This window comes from Sulfurovum sp. (assembly GCF_041562805.1).
Taxonomy (GTDB): Bacteria; Campylobacterota; Campylobacteria; order Campylobacterales; family Sulfurovaceae; genus Sulfurovum.
Map to the genome: position 1 here is coordinate 1 of NZ_JBFFOH010000041.1, position 18890 is coordinate 18890.

Consider the following 18890-nt stretch of genomic DNA (forward strand, 5'->3'; position numbering starts at 1 on the left):
CTCCAGGAGATATTAGGACAGATCCGTCAAGGTAAAGCAAAAAGTGAAGTAGCTAAAACACGTATGGCAAAGTCTAACCTTAGATTGGTTGTATCTATCGCCAAACGTTATACGAACAGAGGGCTTCCATTCCTTGACCTTATCCAAGAAGGAAATATAGGTCTGATGAAAGCTGTTGATAAATTTGAATATGAAAAAGGATACAAATTTTCAACCTATGCAACATGGTGGATACGTCAAGCTATTTCCAGAGCTATTGCAGATCAGGCTAGAACGATCCGTATCCCTATTCACATGATAGAGACTATTAACCGTATCAATAAGATCATTAGAAAGCATCTTCAGGAAACAGGGAAAGAGCCAGACCTTGACACTATTGCTGAAGAGGTAGGTCTCTCTGTAGATAAAGTTAAAAATGTGATCAAGATCACTAAAGAGCCAGTAAGTCTTGAAACACCGGTAGGTGATGAAGATGATGGTAGATTTGGTGATTTCATCGAAGACAAAACGACACTAAGTCCAACAGATGTCGTACTTAAAGATGACCTGAACAACCAGATAGATGACGTACTTGATCAACTGAATGAAAGAGAAAAAGCCGTCATTCGTATGCGTTTTGGTCTTCTTGAAGATGAAAGTGATAGAACACTTGAAGAGATAGGAAAAGAGCTTAGTGTTACACGTGAAAGAGTAAGACAGATAGAGTCTTCTGCGATTAAAAAACTCAAGCACCCTAAAGTGGGAAGAAAACTTAAAAACTACATCGAAGAGTAACCCTCTTCTTTAGAGGCAAGATACTTATACTTTACGCATAAAGTGTAAACCTATAAGTTTCTCCAGTACCTCTATCACTTCATCTTCATCACTTAATGACTGCACTATGGTGTGGATACAGGCTTCATAGGCATCAAAACCTTTTACCATGAGTTTTGCAGCGTAGATCAAAAGTCTTGTGGAAACAGCTTCTTGAATGTCTGTATCACTTAAATTTCGTATATCCCCTGCGATAGAGACAAGCTTTTTGGCTGTATCTTCATCTATGCTACTCTCTTTTATGATAATATTTTTTTCCCTTTCAGCTTCAGGATAATCAAATTCTAAAGAGATAAAACGTTGTTTTGTACTGGGTTTCATACCTTTTAGAACATTTTGATACCCCGGATTATAGGAGACCACTAACATAAAGTCAGGGTGAGCTTCAATGAGTTCTCCTGTTCTGTCTATGGGTAATACACGACGATAATCAGCCAAGGAGTGCAGTACTACGGTAGTATCTTTTCTGGCTTCTATAATCTCATCGAGGTAACAGATACCTCCTTCTCTTACTGCTTTGGTCAAAGGGCCATCCTGCCAGTAGGTACCGTTTTCATCAATGAGATGACGGCCTACCAAGTCAGCTGCGGAGAGGTCATCATGACAGACTACAGTGTAGACATCTCTGTTTAACTTTTCCCCCATGTATTCTATAAACCGTGTTTTTCCACAGCCTGTAGGACCTTTGATGAGTACAGGCAGATTCATCCCTGCGGATGCTTCAAATAACTCGACTTCATTTCCCTGAGGTAAATAATATATATTTGACATTTTTTTCCTTTATTATTTCGTTAAATTGATATAGACTTCTGGTATTACTTTTGGTAGTTTTTGACCATCCCTTACTACGGCAAATCCATTTCTTCCAAAGAGGTAAGAGAGATACTCTTTGGCATCCAGGTCAACCGTGATACAAAAAGGCGTAATGCCCTTTTTCTTCACTTCTTCTATGGCTTTTTTGGTATCTTCTATCCCGTATCTTCCATCATATCTGTCTTCATCATTGGGTTTTCCGTCACTGATGATGAGTAGAAGTTTATTAGCAGATTGCTGTTTGTCCAGAATTTTGGCAGACTCCCGTATAGCTGCACCGAGTCTCGTATAGTATTGAGGTTGCATGCTGTCTATACGACCACGAATGAGATCTGAATATTTGTCATTAAAGTTTTTAATGATATTAAAATAAACTTTTTTATTTTGTAAGGATGAAAACGAGTAGATAGCAAACTTATCTTGCAGTTTTTCCAACGCTTCAGAGAAAACGATAAGTCCATCTTTTATCACATCAATGATACGTACCTCCTGCGTGATACCTCCTTCTGTTGAAAGTGAAACATCGGCTAAAATGAGCGTTGCCATGTCTCTGGTTTTCTTTTCATAGGTGGTATAGAAGTTTTGATGGTGCGTAGATTTATTTTGATGCCCTTTATAGTCTATCCAAGTGTCCATGTTTATTTCATCCCCATATGGGAGCCTGTCATTTTTGATCCTATCTAGTTCAAGAAGGTCTAATTCTCCTTGAATTTTTTTAACGGTTTTCTTTAATCTCTTAGGTAGTTCTATAGGGATGACGTTAAGTGTGACTTGCGGTTTAATGCGTACATAGTTGATGAGGTAGTCATTTTTCCTATAGTCCCATTCATCAATTAAGTGCCCTTTCCCCAGAGGATATATCTCAGTCATATCCGGTTGAAGGTCTAAATCCATTTTAATCCTCGAAGAGAGGTTTGCCTGTTTTTTTCCTATGGTGATCTCATCCAGATCTTCTGCATGGTATAAGGCATCTTCATCAAAACTGTCATCTTCCATTCTATCTACATTGACTTGCTCAAAAATACTCATGAGTGACTCGGGTAAAAAAGCCAAAAAACCATCTGTCTCTTTATCATCGTCCATTTGATTACTTTGTTTTTTCATCTCCAGAGTATCGGTCTTATCTTTATCCTGTTCTCTTTGGACTTCTTCCTCTTCATCTGCATGACTACTTTTACTGTTTGTGACTATAGGAGGGTAGATCCATAAAGGATTTGGGTAATCATTGATTAAATCTTCATTGTTCTTTTCTTCAAAAGAATTAATAAATGATAACTGTTCAAACTGCTCACTTAGGTAGTGGGTAGCACTTTTATAGAAGTGTTCAAAACCACTGTATTTAGAGGTTAGCTCTGTTACAGCTTGGGTATTTTGTTCTTTAAGATTATCACTGCTTATGTCAACTTTAGCGACCATGGCTATAAGCCAATAGTAGAGCATTTCATTTTGTTCTTTTTTTGGAAAGTATGCAAATGATGCAGGTAGATAGATAGACTTTTCATCTTGCCAGGTAAGGAAAAACTCTTTACCTAAAAACGATACTTTTTGAAGTAGTGTTCGCGAAGTATCGACATATCGTTTGTCTGTAACATGAAGCTCCTTACCTTGTTCACCACCTAGAAGATGGTGAAAAATAGTAAGTGATTTTGAAATATCGGCAAAGTAAATACGCTCCTCTTCATGGAACTTATTTACTTTTTTGTTGAGATATTTATCCCAAACTCTACCAATACTCTCTTCAAACTCAAGCCAATAATGAATCATTCTTGTACTTTAAGCTGTTTGCTCTTCTTTGACAAAGAAAGCTGCAAAGTAAGTAAGGAGACCAAGGAAAACCAAGACACCAAACCCAGCCCGAACAGTGTATACACCAGCAATAGATGCTTGTGATTCCATAAATCCTACTAGATCAGTACCTACTCTTTGATCAAGTATCTGCATGATACCTGCTGTAGTAAGAGAAAGTGTAAGTCCCAGCATACCAATGTTCATCATCCAAAAAGATTTAAGCTCTACAGCTTGCGCTTTTTTAGAGTTTCCATGTGGACGACCTCTCAAAATAGGCATTGCATACGAAACAATCGTAAATATGATCATAATATACGCACCATAAAAAGACAAGTGACCATGTGCAGCTGTAAGCTGTGTACCATGGGTAAACATGTTGACTGGTGCTAGTGTATGCATGAAGCCCCAAACTCCGGCACCCAGGAATGCCATTACTGCAGTTCCTTTTGCCCAAGTAAGTGCCATCTCATTGTCATGTTGGATCTTTCTGTCTTTTGCCATAGAAAAGGCAAAGAGGATCATGAGAAAGAATGGTAAAGGTTCAACAGCAGAGGCTATAGATCCAATCCATAACCAGTACTCAGGAGCACCAATGTAGAAGAAGTGGTGTCCTGTACCTAAGATACCAGATATCATAGTCATAGCAATGATGAGATAAAGCCATTTATCGATATGCTCTCTATCTACACCGGTGACTTTGATCAATACAAAGGCCAAGATAGCTCCAAGGATTAATTCCCAAGTCGCTTCCACCCATAAGTGAACAGTAAACCACCATAAAAATTTATCTAAGACAAGGTTTTCAGGTACATAAAATGCGAAAAGGAAAAATGCCGCCATGAAAAACAACCCTGTAAGTAACACCGTAGTGACAACTGTTTTTCTTCCTAAGATCACAGTCATAGTGACGTTGACAATGTAAGAGACAACCACTAAAACAATACCAACTTTGGTAGGTAAAGGTTGCTCTAAAAACTCTCGTCCCATAGTGGGTAAAAGGTTGTTAAAAGTAAGCTCTGTGAGTGCTGCATATGGAACAAAAAGATATCCCAGGATAGTAGCTACCCCAGCTGCTGCAAACACCCAAAAAGTGATGATGGCTAACTTAGGACTCCAAAGTTCTCTCTCTGACTCTTCAGGGATAAGGTAGTACGTAGCGCCCATAAAACCAAACAAGATAAGTACTATGAGTAAGTTTGTATGTACCATTCTAAGTACGTTAAATGGAATGAGTGGAAATAAAAAGTCTCCAAACAAATATTGTATTGCCATAAGCAGACCAAATAAAATCTCTCCTGCTAAAAGAATCAATGCAAAAATAAAATATGGTTTTGCGACCATTTGTGATGTGTATTTCATACTATCTCCTATCCTTCAATGGTTGGTGGCCATTCATTTGTATCAACCTTAGATGTCCAAATAAAGAAATCTGAAAGTGCATTCACCTCTTCTTCATTCAAGTTAAACTGTGGCATTTTTCTTCTATCAGGTGTATTAAGCGGCTGCGCTGCCATCCAACCTAACATATAGCCCTTAAATGTACTTTCATCCGAAGCGCCTCTTCTTTGAAATACATTTCCTAATTCAGGTGCATAATATGCTCCCTCTCCTAAAATAGTGTGGCAACCCACACAATTATTCTTTTCCCATAATGCTTTACCGGCAACCACAGAATGACTCATAGCAATTTCATTTGATCGCTCTGGTATCTGTTTTACCGTATCAAAAGTAAGACCAAAAAATATCAATAGTGCAAACATACCACCACCATAATAAATATTTTTAGCCATACTTTTCGTTATACGTTCAGTCATAAGATTATCCTTGTTTTAAATTCTACCTCAAAGTAGTATTTTGTATTGTATCCCTAAATAATTTAATTCTACCTTTAAGTAGTAATTAAATTATTTTTGTATAATATGAGTAAATCAGTAAAGGGTCACCGATGCAATTACTTAATTCATCAAAATATGCTATACGTATATTAGGTTATATCGCCAATCATGAGAGTCAACATCTATGCAATGCGAAAGAACTCTCTGAAGCATTGACCATTCCTTATAAGTTCTTAACTAAAATAATGATGAGACTGGTAAACGCAGACCTTATTATCTCCATACGAGGAAGAGAAGGTGGATATAAACTTTCCAAACCTGCTTCGAGTATCACAATTATAGAAATCTTAAAACACTTTAATGAGTTTCCTGAAGATAAACAATGTATCTTAGGTATCGGAGCTTGCAACGCTAAAAAGAAATGTGCTTTACATGACCAATGGGTAAAACCTAAAGAATTGATAAGAAAAATGTTTGAGAAGACTACCTTGGAAGATATTGATAGTGATAGTTTCAAACTATGATCACAAAGTCTTTACCTAAAACATCTCTACCACCTGGTGATTTTGCTATTTGGATCATTATCTATGTGGAGTTAGTTACTTTTGCTGCTCTATTTATAGGGTATGCATTTGCCAGAAGAGCTGATGTTGAACTCTTTAATCAATCACAACTTTTGTTAGACCAAAGATCGGGGTTTATCAACACACTTGTCCTCATCACAAGTAGTTACTTTCTTGTCAAAGCTATTGAGGTTATCAAGACCGTTAATACCAAAAGGGCTTCCCTGCTATCTTCCAGATGGCTTTTAGCCGCGATAGTACTTGGTGGTAGTTTTATTGTTATTAAGAGCATAGAATTTTCAGATAAATTTGAACAAGGAATAAACCTTAGTACAAATACATTTTTTATGTTCTATATCCTTTTAACTGCATTTCACTTTATGCATGTACTCTTAGGACTCATTATATTATATGCTGTCTATAAAAAAGCCAAAATGGGTGGGTATAGTAAAGAAGATCACAGAGGCATGGAAACAGGTGCTTCATACTGGCATCTTGTTGATTTGCTGTGGATAGTATTATTTCCACTGATCTATATCATGAGATAAGTCATGAGAAGTATATGGATAATTTTGGTACTCTTAACACTCTTTGCATTTTTGGTAGGATGGCTAAAGTTAGTCAATTCACTTTTTGTGTCTATATTACTTCTCACTACCTTTATTAAAGGTCAACTTGTCAGTGAGTATTTTATGGGCCTGAAAAGGGTTACTTTAAACTATAGAGTAATTCCCACAATATGGCTGTTTATAGTTCTTTCGTCTATAGCCATTGCTTATTACTTACCCATATCAAACTAAAATATTTTGCTTTAATATTGAACCTCTACATATCATATTTATTACACAAATTAGTTATAATGCTTTTTGCAAAAATGTGTACATCCAAGGAATATAATGCCTCAGACAAAATTCTTCGCTCTGATCATCGGTACAGAGATCCTCAACCGTCGTAGAGCAGATAAACATTTTGACTTTGTTACTAAAGCTTTAGCACAAAAGGGCCATAAACTCTCCGGCTCTTTTATCATAGAAGATGATCCTGCGCTTATTGTTCAAACTATTAAATTCATTGCTTCACAATCAAACCCTGTACTCTTTTCATTTGGTGGTATAGGATCAACACCTGATGATTACACCAGAAAATGTGCAGCCATAGCACTTAGAGATGGAAATCTTTCCATACATAAAGAAGCCAAAGAGATCATTGTAAATACACTGGGCGACAAGGCCTATCCTTACTCTGTACGTATGGCAGAACTTCCCAAAGGTGCTACACTTTTAGAGAACCCTGTCAATAAAATGCCTGCTTTTGCATTGGATGAACGTTATTATTTTATGCCTGGTTTTCCCGAGATGAGTCATCCCATGGTAGAGAAGATACTCACGAACCTGATACCAAATAAAAGAACCTACTATCGTCACACACTTACAGCACTTTGTAAAGAAAACGTATTTATAGAAGTCATGGAAAAGATGCCAAAAGAAGTAGAATTCTCTTCATTGCCTAAACTCTATTGTGATGGATGGAAAGTTTCCATCTCTGTTGCATCAACCAATGAGAAACTGGCATTTGAATCTTTTCATATGTACATCGAAGTACTTGAGAAAAAGAAGATAGTCTACAGTTTACATGATGAAAACAATGAAGCGTAGTCAAAATAGATGACCTATATAGAAACACTGAAACACCCTACCATCAGGAGACTCTCACTCATACAACTCATCTCTTATTTTGGAACATGGTTTTCACAAGTAGCAATTTTTTCTATGATCGTAGCCTATGGGGCTGATGAGATTACTATAGCCCTTACTGCTGCCATGGCAATGCTTCCGGCTGTTATACTTGCTCCCCTCATAGGTATCATCATAGACCGTATACACTTCAAAAAACTCATGCTGATCCTTCTGCTCATTGAGATATCTATGACCCTAGGATTCATTTTCATCAATTCACTCGAACATATTTGGGTGTTAATGATACTCATCTTTTTACGCTCTTCCGCTGCCTCTATGCTCTTCTCCGCAGAGATGGCACTTTTTCCTAAACTCGTACAAGGGAAAATGCTTAAAAACACGAATGAAATACACTCTATCATCTGGTCATTGTGTTATGCTTCAGGCATGGCTGTAGGAGGTATTGCAACACATTTTATGGGCTTTGATACTGCCTTTCTTATAGATGCTCTTTTGTATGGCATAGCCGTATTACTCTTATTGGGTCTACAACTCTCTCTTGAAAAAGTACAGCATACGGATTCAAACTGGAAAATGTTTAAAGATGGTTTTGCTTACCTGATAGCAAATAAAAAAATACTCCATCTCATCTTGCTTCATGCAGCCATAGGACTTACCAGTTTTGATGCACTCATTACCCTGCTTGCAGACTTCAGATACAAAGAATTTATAGCTGTTCCTCTTGCCATAGGTTGGATGAACGCTACTAGAGCAATAGGTTTGATGATAGGGCCATTTATCATCAGTAGGATCATTTCAAAAGAAAATCTACACTATTTCTTCATTCTACAGGGTCTTGCGATCATACTGTGGTCAATGCTTGAGTACAATTTTTATTTTGCACTTATTGCACTCTTTATCACCGGCTTTTTCATCACAACTCTTTGGTCATACACTTACCTGCTCATACAAGAAGAGACAGATGCACATTATATGGGAAGAGTCATCTCTTACAATGACATGTTCTTCATGCTTTCTAATGTAGCTACAGCTATGTTTATAGGCTATGCTGCAAAATGGGGTCTATCATTAGAAAGTATCACATTTACTTTAGGTATGGGGTTTATGTTCGTGGCAATGTATTATCTTTGGTTTAAGAAGCAGTATCTTGATGAAAAAAGCCAATAGAAGTATCTGCTACAATTGCTATCGTCCTCATACGTCATGCATGTGCAGATATATCACTCCCATAGAAACAAACACACGATTTGTTATCTTGATGCATCCAAAAGAGTTTAAAAAAACCAAAAATGGTACAGGTCACTTTACAAACTTGTCTTTGAAGAATTGTGAGATCCATGTAGGCATTGATTTTACAAAACATGCAGCCATCAACCATATCATAAACGATCCTTCAAATGTCTGTTACACCCTCTACCCACATGAAAGAAGTATCAATCTCAATGAAGAACCTATAGGCAAAGAGAAAAGAAATACAATCATTTTTCTTATAGATTCTACTTGGCCTTGTTCAAGAGCCATCTTAACGGCAAGTCCAAATATCAATGCTTTACAAAAAGTGAGTTTTACCCATACAGAAGTCTCAAAATTTACTTTTAAAGAACAGCCTAAAGAGTACTGCTTAAGTACAATGGAATCTACCTTATGTGTATTGAAACTTTTAAACACGCATCATATGGAAAAGATAGAAAGTAAAAAGTTAGATCACTTTTTACTGCCGTTTGAAAAAATGGTGGAATACCAACTCTCTTGTAACTAAAGCTTTCGTCACACGCTATATAAATTTAAATAACACCGCTGTGGTAAAAAAAGAGATGAGTATACCATAGCCAACGATGGCCGAACTAAGTCTTGGTGCCAGACCTGCCAAGGACGCCATCGCTCCTGCAGTGATCATCGGTGCCATTCCCGCTTCCATAACCGATACACTTGCTGCCAAATTTGACCATCCAGCCATGTTCACTATAGCTAGTGCTATCATTGGAGCGATGATCAGCTTTATAAAAAGTGCAATCCCAAAAGGCTTTATTTCATGGCCAGGAAGTTTGAGTTGCAACTGTAATCCAACAGCTACCAGAGCGATAGGTACAATAGTATTGGCTAAAGTAGCCAATACTTTGGAAATCACATCAGGAAAAGGTGTACCTACAAAGAACAGTGCAATGATCAATGAAATAAATGGGGGAAAAGTAAACACTTTTACTGCCATGATCCGAAAATTAATTTCACTTGTATTCGAATAATAAGAAGTCACAAATATACCATATGTTGCGAGTGCCAAGAATGTACCCATTTGATCATATACCAAAATAAAAGGCAGTGCTTCTGTTCCCAGGTAGGCATTGATGATGGGTATTCCCAAGAATGATGAATTGGTCAATACAGCTACAAGCATTAATGCACCTGTTACTTCTTTTGTAAAACGTAGTAGTTTAGAAACTACCAGTGTTATAATAGCTGTGATGATGATAACGAGCCAGGCGATGAGCACTGGAATAATAATATCTATAGAGAATGTAAGTTTAGGTATCTGCAACAATACCATTGCAGGAAGAGAGATATATATGACAAATTTATTTAATATCGCTGCTGCATCTTCGGGAAAGATCCGAAACCTATTGAGTCCATAACCAATGGCGATGGCCAATAGTATTAAAACAAAATTTTCCATAAATGACTATATCTCCTTATAACATAGTAAAATAAAACTATTATATACTATTTTATGCATCACGACAAGGATGGGTTAAACCTTTGGTATAACATTCATACACTTTTTTGGCAGGAATCCCTCTTTGATATATCTTTAAGATCTCGCGCACAAAATCAATAGGATACTCGACAGTATGTCCCTCATCAAGTTCATAATACTTATTCAGTGTATCGTACATTAAAGCATAGATCTCAGGCTCTTCTTTTTTCAATCTTTGCAAATCTTCTGCGGCTTGAATAAGTGTTTTATCATTAAACTCACCACGTGTATTAATATCTTTTCTCAGTTCAACATACTCTTTGAGATCTTTTTGGTTTCTTACATAATCTGTAAATAGTTCAATAAGTGTCATCATTTTCTCTTTATATTTTGTTCAGTACAAACATTTCCATCTCTTTGACAATAAGATCAAGCGTTCTCTCACCATCAATGATCTTCAAGAGGTTTTTTTCAGTATAAAATGTTTGGATCTCTTGTAGTGGCGTAGTATAAATTTTCATTCTGTCAAAGAAGACTTCTAAACTGTCATCCGAACGTACTACTTCTGCCTCTGCAGCTCTTCCTAAAATGCGCCCTTTGGCCACATATTCACTCACATGTACTTCGATCACAGAAACAAGCTCGATCTCTGTTTCATTTTTTAAAACTTCATCAAGTGCATGCATCTGCTCAACGCTTCTTGGATAACCATCTATCAGGACAACATCAGTTGGTGCATTTTTGATCGCAGAAATAATAGTATCCATGATGATATTAAGAGGAACCAATGCTCCTTGAGTAATAAACCCATCTATGGTCTTACCAAGTTCACTGCCACTGGCTACCTCTTCTCTTAACATATCTCCAGTTGAGTAATGTATGATACTATCTGTGTGTCTTCCTGCGATGATGCTTGCGTCAGTTGTTTTACCAGAACCTGGTGCTCCGATAATGAGAAATAATTTTTTTTTCATAGTGATGTGATTATCCAATTCAATTCATTTTGAATATATTATGCCATGCTGATATAGCATTACTATAGCATATATATAAATTTTAGTTATTTTATGCCCGTAACCTATCGCCCTTGAAAAGTTCATGTTTTTTTCTTAACGAAGCGACCTTTTTTCGTGTATAACCCAGCTTCTCAGAAATGGCTATATCTGACATCTTATATTGTAAAGATTTAATTACCATCAATGCATAACCTGAGATGGTAAGAATTTCATTTTTGTAGAGTGATGTACTCTGCACCGCTATTTCTATGGTTTCATAAGGTTTATTAACACTGGTAAAACTGGAAATGATGAATTTTCGACCTTCCAATTTATCAAATAAACTATTTCTCTCTTTTATATTTAACGATTCCAGTCCGGAAAGGTAAAGAGGTTGATCTCTGTTAGCAAAACGAATTTTGTCTCTCCATGTCTTAGTATTTAGTGAAATAAAAATGACATCCATACTTTTCTTTTTTGCATAGGCTAACACCAATTGATCAATATACACTACATTATTTGTAATAATTATCATAGGGAAACCAATTTTATCAATGTATTGCTCAATGTCAATATCTTTTAACACATAGTTGTGATACTCTCTATGTAATGCATGTTGAAATTTGAGTTTCTCAAACTCTTGATAGTGTTCGATCTTTTTGATCAATATCTCTATACTTACAGGTTTCATAATATAATCTTTAGCACCTAATTCAATAGGTTCAGTAAGTGTCTCTTTACTTTTATGGCTTACTAACAATAAAATAGATTTATGTTGGAATTTTTCCATAAAAACTTTTGTACTTTGCATAGAAAATACTGTAGAGAGTAAATAGACATCTCCCTTACTAAAAGTAGTAGCTTTAGTGATACAATCAAAAACTTCAGTTTTATATCCTTGTTTTTGTAACTTGCCTGATATGTCATTGGCGAGTAGTATCTCTTTTTCTATAATCGTTATTATCATTTTAAGTTAGATCCATTGGTTATTTAATTATGTATATAAGTATTATTATCCTCCTCCCCTAAAAGAAGAAGGATAAACGGTAAGGATTATGCGTTAACAAGTGCCTCTATCTGTCCAACAATACTAGGATCTTCAAGCGTTGAAGTATCTTGAGTGATCTTTTCGCCTTTTGCAATCGCTCTAAGGATCCTTCTCATGATCTTTCCTGACCTTGTTTTTGGAAGATCTGGAACAAAGACCATATTATCACACACTGCGATATTACCGATCTCAGTTTTAATGATCGTATTAATCTCTTTCATGGTCTCAAATTCATCAGCTACATCATCTTTGTGTTCCATAGGTGTAGATTTAAGCACGATATATGCAAAAATTCCTTCTCCCTTAAGTTCATGAGGTTTACCTACAACAGCGACTGCTGCTACATTGTTATGCTTCTTAACTGCCGCTTCTACTTCTGCCGTACCCATACGGTGTCCAGATACATTAATAACATCATCTGTACGACCAGTGATCGTGATATAACCATTTTCACCATATATTGCACCGTCACCTGTAAAATATACTGCTTTACCGTCTTTAGTCACGTCTCCGAAGTAAGACTTTTTAAAACGTTCTTCATCACCCCATACACCACGGATCATAGCTGGCCAAGGGCGCGTGATACACATGTATCCACTTTCACCTTCACCTACTTTTTCACCCGTTTCTGGATCAAGTATCTCAGCCATAATACCTGGTAATGGAAGTGTTGCACATGCCGGTTTGATAGGTGTCGCACCAGGAAGTGGAGAAACGATGTGACCACCTGTCTCTGTCTGCCAGTATGTATCAACAATAGCACACTTACTCTGACCCACTTCCTCATAGTACCATTTCCATGCAGGAGGATCGATAGGTTCCCCTACAGTACCGAGTACTTTAAGACTTGAAAGATCATATTTAGCCGGTTCATCTTCACCCATTTTATGAAGTACACGAATTGCTGTTGGTGCTGTATAGAACTGGTTGATCCTATGTTCTTCTACCATTTTCCAAGGGCGTCCTGCATCAGGGAAGGTAATAACACCTTCAAACATTACAGTTGTAGCACCCATTGCAAGTGGTCCATATACAATATAGGTATGTCCTGTGATCCAACCAATATCTGCCGTACACCAGTACGTATCATTTTCTTTAACGTCAAATACCCATTCCATAGTCATTTGTGCCCAAAGAATATATCCCGCTGTGTTGTGTTGTACACCTTTTGGTTTACCTGTACTACCAGAAGTATAGAGTAAGAAAAGAGGATCTTCACTATCCATAGGTTCTGCATCACATCTACCTGATTTACTTTGGATAAGTTCATTGTACGAGTAGTCACGTCCTGCTACCCAGGTAACATCTTCATGGTTTCTCTCTACAACTAATACCTTTTTAACCGGTGTCTCGCCTGTAAGTGCTGCATCTACTACAGGTTTTAGCATATATGGTTTTGTTTTTCTAAAGGCACCATCTGCAGTGATCACTACTTTTGCTTCAGCATCTTCGATTCTGTCACGTAGTGCTTCAGAAGAGAATCCCCCAAACACGATAGAGTGGATCGCACCGATACGTGCACATGCTAACATCGCATAAGCAGCTTCAGGGATCATTGGCATGTAGATGACAACTCTATCACCTTTTTTTACACCGAAATCTTCTTTAAGAAGATTAGCAAATTTATTTACTTCATAAAAAAGGTCAAGATAGGTGATGACCTGCTTGTCACCTCTGTCACCTTCGAAAATGATCGCTGCTTTATTTTTTTGCGTCTCTAAATGACGGTCCACACATTGGTGCGCAACATTTAGTTTACCGCCATTGAACCATTTCACGAATGGTGCATTAGACTCATCTAGGACCGTATCATACGGTTCAAACCAATCGATCTTCTCATCGGCATATTCTTTCCAGAAACCTTCATAGTCATCAGTAGCTTTTTTTACTAAAGCATTGTATTCACATATATTTTGTACTCTTGCATCTTTTGCAAATTCAGGGTTTGGTTGATAGATATCTTGTAACATATTTTCTTCCTCTTGTAAGTTTATGTAAAAATTACCACTGTAATTTTAAGATAAATTTAACTTAACTAAATGCGCCTTTATATTCCGGCATATCCTTCAGTTTAAGATACATCATTCCTGACATCACAGCATCATTCAATGCATCATGCTGTCCGAGTTTGGGTAAATCCAATTTATCCATGATCGTATCAAACTTCAAATCTACAAATTCATGAGATGACTCCTTCTTATAGCGTTTATAATACATACTTGAAAGTTCTATACTTTTATTAGGTATCGTAGTGCCTATCAATTTTTTTGCATAACGGTTGATCATCGCAATGTCAAATTTTATATAATAACCGATAAGTGTTCTGTTGCCTATAAAGTGTAAAAACTCTTCGATAGCTATTTTGGCTTCAATACTGTCTTCCATATCACAGGGTCGTATATGATGGATTTTAATACTCTCTTCACATATGTGATTCACAGGCGTCACAAATCTCTCAAAAGATTCACTGAATTCTATTTTACTATTCATGATCTTCACTCCACCAATAGAAAGAATTTCATCTTTTTTAACATTCAATCCTGTGGTTTCACAATCGAAAGAAACAAACTCTTCATCCTCTGGAAGTTCATCGAATAAAAAGGCAAACTCATCATTCTTAAGTCTAGACTTTTGATAATAGTATTTTAATTTTTCGATCATCATGCCAGGTTACCTAAACGAAAATGATGTGTGATGAATTTTTTAAATGAGTTCACAACAGTAAAACTAGCTTTTAGCATATCTCTTTCACTTTTTCCAAAAATGCTCACATCAATAACATTGTCAAGTGGCAAACCTTTTTTTTGTTTTGCAATATGACACTGAAGTCTTAGTCTAGACAAGAGTCCCAAGGCCTCTATAAGTTCTGAAGCCATCTCTTTTTCTAAAACACCTAACTTATGTAACTGTTTAATTCGTGCCACAGTTGAATTTACTATAACACCATTTTCCAGAGCTAAACTTCTAACACCTTGAACTATGGCAAAGATACCACCTTTTTTGATATCTATCTTACCCTCATCATTCGTGCGAAGTGATGAGAACATACCGATAGGTGTTTGAAAAAGAAGTGCATTTCTTGCAAAGTAAGCCATGAAAACATCTTTTTGTTTAACCATATCAAATATCTTAGTCATTAATGGTTCCAGCAAAGTTGCATCACCCGCTACACATTTGGCATCAAAGAATATCGCTAGATCCATATAATGATCCATATCCTTACCTTCAAACCAAACTTCTATTTGGTCTTCAAATTCAGCTTGTGTTCTACACCAATACGGGTTATTTACCATGATATTTCCATCACATGGAGGAAAACCAAATGAAATAAGATGTTTTGTGAATTCTTCCATATAAGGACGAAATTGTTCTACATCTGTGTCATTTGCAACTATCAGGGCATTATCCTGATCTGTCTTAATTATCTGTTCATCTCTTCCTTCACTTCCCATAACCAAAAGTGCACATTTACTGTGTAACTCTGCGGGGACAACAAAACTAAAAAGCTTTTCATAAATTTTAGCATTAAGTTCTGCAACCATTTTTCCTATATATTTTGATGACAAACTCTTATCATAAAGTGACTTGATCGTTTTATTGACATCGTCACTGGCATCTTTAAGTTCTTCCATGGTCTTAGCATTAGCTATCTTTACGGTAACGATATGTGTATGGTTTGCAAAATAACTCAATATATCTATTTGCATGATCAAACCCACTATCTTTCCATCTTCAAGGACTCCCACTCTTTTTATGTTATTCTTCACTACTCTCAATAACACTGAAAATAAAAAATCGTCTTTTTGTACACAGATAAATGGAAAGTTTGCTATCTCACCTATGGGACTGGCTAGATCTTTTCCTACTAACAAGACATCTTTTTTTAAATTAGAATCTGTTACAACACCATATTGTGAATCATCTTCTACAATAATGGTAGAAGTTTTCCCTGCCATAGATTGTTCTATAGCATCCTTAATACTTGTCTCTGCTGTGACAATACATGGTTTATGCATATAAAGGTCACTTACTTTTGCAAACATAAACGATGATATATCCGAACCATACTCTTTGTTTTTAAGTGTTCTAAATCTAGAAGTTAGGGTTTTAAGGAAAAAGCTTTCAAATTTTTTATTTGACCCCAACAAACTTAAAAATGTAGATTTTTTTAATTCATAACAGATAAGCTGTTCATTAACAACAAACTTACTCTCTGTTTTGTTGTATATCAGAGAATCTGCATCAAACTCATCTTGTTCATGATAAACAAAGGTCAACTCATCATTATTGTTATATTCGTTGACTTCACCTTTGATTATAATATAGAAATAATCACTAATATTTTCAGGAGAAATTAAAATTGTATCTTTAGGATAATAAGCTATATCCATGTTTTTTAAAGCTTTATCCAGTTCAAACTCTGTAAGTTCTTCAAATGGATGGATTTCTTTTATAAAGTTTTTTTGATCGTGTAAGCTCAAATTCTTTCTCTTTTCTCTCTTTAGAATGGTGAAACTTGCCCAAAGGCAAGTTCCAAGTTTTCTTAGTGGTCTATAGCTCCACCTGCACCAGAAGGGACACGGATATTTTCTACAATAGCCTGAATCTCTGCCGGTGGTGGTGGCGTAGCTCTTGATACAAAGTAAGCTACAATGAAGTGTATAACCATACCTAAAGTACCAATACCAGTTGGTGCAATACCGAAGAGGTAATCTTCTTTTGCTCCACCCATAAATACGAAGTATACAATATAGACGAATGTAAATGTAAGACCGATGGACATACCAGCGATCGCACCTTCTTTATTCATTCTCTTATCAAACACACCCAAGATAATTACTGGGAAGAATGATGCTGCTGCCAAACCAAATGCAAATGCAACAACCTGTGCCACGAAACCTGGAGGGTTTATACCCAGATATCCGGCGACCAGTATGGCCACAACGGCGGCACCTCTTGCCAATCTCAACTCTGATTTTTCAGTAAGTGTTGATTTACCTGTTGCTTTATCTTTCATGATAACTTGACCGAACAAGTCATGAGAAATTGATGATGAAATAACAAGTAACAATCCAGCTGCTGTTGAAAGTGCTGCTGCAAGTCCACCGGCTGCCATCAATGCTATTACCCAGTTAGGCAAGTTAGCGATCTCAGGGTTTGCAAGAACCATAATATCTCTATCAACATAGATCTCATTAGCGATTCCGTTGTTTCCTGCTGTTTCTTCTGCCGTAGCAGCTGGTTTAGCATTTGTAGTCAATCTTTGACCATGCTCTCCTCTTTTGTCACCATCGTATGCTGGTTTACCTTTAGCACCATCAAATGCTGCACCTTTAGCGTATTGGATCTTACCATCGCCATTTCTATCATTCCAAGCAAGTAGTCCACCTTGTTCCCAAGTTTTGAACCATGAACCATCATTGATAGTACCATCTGCTCTTTCAACACCACCATTTACAAAAGACTTATATTCAACGTTTTGTACATTTGAGATAAGGTTTACTCTTGAGAATGCTGCAACTGAAGCAATCGTTGTATACATAATAGCAATAAACACTAATGCCCAACCAGCAGAGATTCTTGCATCTTTTACAGTAGGAACTGTAAAGAATCTAACAATAACGTGAGGTAGTCCCGCTGTACCAGCCATAAGTACGACAGTTAACATAAACATGTTAAATACAGATCCTGGCTCAGTGTAGTTATTAAACCCTAGGTCATTTACCGCTTGGTCTAGAGCATGCATAAGGTACGTACCCTGTTCTATGGTCCTCACCCCATCATCAAATGCAAAGGCCGTCTGAGAAAAGAGTCCCATTTGTGGTAAGAATGTATCTGTTACCTGAAGTGAAAGGAAGATCGCTGGTACTGTAAATGCAAAGATCATTACAACATACTGTGCAACTTGTGTATATGTAATACCTTTCATACCTCCCAATACAGAGTAGATAAATACGATACCCATACCAAGCATAACACCTGTGTTAACATCTACCTGTAAGAATCTAGAAAATACGATCCCAACACCCCTCATTTGTCCCGCAACATATGTAAACGAGATAAAGATAACTGCTACAACCGCAACTGTTCTTGCAATGTCAGAATAATATCTGTCACCAACAAAGTCAGGTACTGTAAACTTACCAAATTTTCTCAAATAAGGCGCCAATAACATTGCTAGTAGTACATAACCACCAGTCCAACCCATAAGGTAAGCACCACCATCAGATCCTTTAAAAGAAATGATACCTGCAAGTGAGATAAATGACGCCGCTGACATCCAGTCTGCTGCTGTTGCCATACCATTTGCCACTGGGTGAACTCCACCACCTGCAACATAAAACTCTTTCGTAGAACCTGCTCTACTCCATATTGCAATACCAATATATATTGCAAAAGTCACACCTACAAATATGTAAATTAAACTTTGTAATTCCATTCTATCTCCCTACTCGTTTACGCCATATTTTTCATCAATTTTTTGCATTTTAAATACATATACGAAAATAAGTATTACAAATGCGTAAATTGAACCCTGTTGTGCAAACCAAAAACCTAGTTTCACTCCACTGATCTCAATAGCGTTGAGTTGATTGATAAACAATACTCCCGCTCCCAAAGAAACAAGGAACCATACGACTAAAAG

Annotated in this window: 20 protein-coding genes; 7 read left to right on the forward strand and 13 right to left on the reverse strand. The window is 36.7% G+C overall.

Translation table 11 applies throughout. From position 1 onward, the window contains the following. A partial coding sequence (gene rpoD / locus ABYK33_RS06920; RefSeq protein ID WP_373032325.1) for an RNA polymerase sigma factor RpoD occupies positions 1-774 on the forward strand: 774 nt, incomplete at its 5' end. 24 nt (positions 775-798) lie between these two features. Here rpoD and ABYK33_RS06925 read toward each other — a convergent pair. Genes ABYK33_RS06925 through ABYK33_RS06940 form a run of 4 tightly spaced genes read right to left on the reverse strand, consistent with a single transcriptional unit; the run spans position 799 to position 5228 of the window. Continuing rightward, complete coding sequence (locus ABYK33_RS06925) at positions 799-1584, reverse strand: CbbQ/NirQ/NorQ/GpvN family protein (RefSeq protein WP_373032326.1); 786 nt, start codon at positions 1582-1584, stop codon at positions 799-801. 12 nt (positions 1585-1596) lie between these two features. Next, entirely contained in the window at positions 1597-3390 is a 1794-nt protein-coding gene (locus ABYK33_RS06930) for a nitric oxide reductase activation protein NorD (protein WP_373032327.1), read from the reverse strand. Between the two features lie 9 nt (positions 3391-3399). Then, positions 3400-4773: a cbb3-type cytochrome c oxidase subunit I gene (locus tag ABYK33_RS06935; protein WP_373032328.1), complete on the reverse strand. Its 1374-nt coding sequence runs from the start codon at positions 4771-4773 to the stop codon at positions 3400-3402. An 8-nt stretch (positions 4774-4781) separates the two neighbouring features. Further along, positions 4782-5228 (reverse strand): cytochrome c, encoded by a 447-nt coding sequence (locus tag ABYK33_RS06940; RefSeq protein ID WP_373032329.1) that lies wholly within the window; start codon positions 5226-5228, stop codon positions 4782-4784. Positions 5229-5359: 131 nt separating this feature from the next. On the opposite strand from ABYK33_RS06940, the gene ABYK33_RS06945 reads away from it, so the two are divergent. The 6 genes from ABYK33_RS06945 (at position 5360) to ABYK33_RS06970 (ending at position 9268) form a co-directional block, all read left to right on the forward strand. Continuing rightward, positions 5360-5773, forward strand: a complete 414-nt coding sequence (locus tag ABYK33_RS06945) for an Rrf2 family transcriptional regulator (protein ID WP_373032330.1) — start codon at positions 5360-5362, stop codon at positions 5771-5773. Beyond that, positions 5770-6360 carry a cytochrome c oxidase subunit 3 family protein gene (locus ABYK33_RS06950; RefSeq protein WP_373032331.1) on the forward strand — a complete coding sequence of 197 codons (591 nt, stop codon included), beginning with the start codon at positions 5770-5772 and terminating at the stop codon, positions 6358-6360. Before ABYK33_RS06945 ends, ABYK33_RS06950 begins: the two co-directional genes overlap by 4 nt. Before the next feature lie 3 nt (positions 6361-6363). Further along, a complete protein-coding gene (locus ABYK33_RS06955) occupies positions 6364-6612 on the forward strand; it encodes a cytochrome C oxidase subunit IV family protein (RefSeq protein ID WP_373032332.1) in 249 nt (82 codons plus the stop codon). A gap of 96 nt (positions 6613-6708) precedes the next feature. Continuing rightward, a complete protein-coding gene (locus ABYK33_RS06960; protein ID WP_373032333.1) occupies positions 6709-7467 on the forward strand; it encodes a competence/damage-inducible protein A in 759 nt (252 codons plus the stop codon). 9 nt (positions 7468-7476) lie between these two features. Then, positions 7477-8676 (forward strand): MFS transporter, encoded by a 1200-nt coding sequence (locus ABYK33_RS06965; RefSeq protein ID WP_373032334.1) that lies wholly within the window; start codon positions 7477-7479, stop codon positions 8674-8676. Further along, positions 8660-9268 (forward strand): tRNA-uridine aminocarboxypropyltransferase, encoded by a 609-nt coding sequence (locus ABYK33_RS06970; RefSeq protein WP_373032336.1) that lies wholly within the window; start codon positions 8660-8662, stop codon positions 9266-9268. Before ABYK33_RS06965 ends, ABYK33_RS06970 begins: the two co-directional genes overlap by 17 nt. Before the next feature lie 15 nt (positions 9269-9283). Here ABYK33_RS06970 and ABYK33_RS06975 read toward each other — a convergent pair whose 3' ends face one another. The 9 genes from ABYK33_RS06975 to ABYK33_RS07015 form a co-directional block, all read right to left on the reverse strand. Beyond that, entirely contained in the window at positions 9284-10180 is an 897-nt protein-coding gene (locus ABYK33_RS06975; RefSeq protein ID WP_373032337.1) for an AEC family transporter, read from the reverse strand. 52 nt (positions 10181-10232) lie between these two features. After that, on the reverse strand, positions 10233-10574 hold the full coding sequence (locus ABYK33_RS06980; RefSeq protein WP_373032338.1) for a hypothetical protein: 342 nt from the start codon (positions 10572-10574) through the stop codon (positions 10233-10235). Positions 10575-10584: 10 nt separating this feature from the next. Next, complete coding sequence (locus ABYK33_RS06985) at positions 10585-11175, reverse strand: adenylate kinase (protein WP_373032340.1); 591 nt, start codon at positions 11173-11175, stop codon at positions 10585-10587. 91 nt (positions 11176-11266) lie between these two features. Beyond that, complete coding sequence (locus ABYK33_RS06990) at positions 11267-12163, reverse strand: hypothetical protein (protein WP_373032341.1); 897 nt, start codon at positions 12161-12163, stop codon at positions 11267-11269. An 86-nt stretch (positions 12164-12249) separates the two neighbouring features. Next, entirely contained in the window at positions 12250-14214 is a 1965-nt protein-coding gene (gene acs, locus ABYK33_RS06995) for an acetate--CoA ligase (protein WP_373032342.1), read from the reverse strand. 61 nt (positions 14215-14275) lie between these two features. Then, entirely contained in the window at positions 14276-14908 is a 633-nt protein-coding gene (locus ABYK33_RS07000) for a 3'-5' exonuclease (protein WP_373032343.1), read from the reverse strand. Beyond that, entirely contained in the window at positions 14905-16725 is a 1821-nt protein-coding gene (locus tag ABYK33_RS07005; RefSeq protein ID WP_373032344.1) for a putative nucleotidyltransferase substrate binding domain-containing protein, read from the reverse strand. The genes ABYK33_RS07000 and ABYK33_RS07005 overlap by 4 nt, the downstream gene beginning before the upstream one ends. Positions 16726-16787: 62 nt before the next feature. Next, complete coding sequence (locus tag ABYK33_RS07010; RefSeq protein ID WP_373032345.1) at positions 16788-18683, reverse strand: sodium:solute symporter family protein; 1896 nt, start codon at positions 18681-18683, stop codon at positions 16788-16790. Between the two features lie 9 nt (positions 18684-18692). Then, a partial coding sequence (locus tag ABYK33_RS07015; protein ID WP_373032346.1) for a DUF4212 domain-containing protein occupies positions 18693-18890 on the reverse strand: 198 nt, incomplete at its 5' end.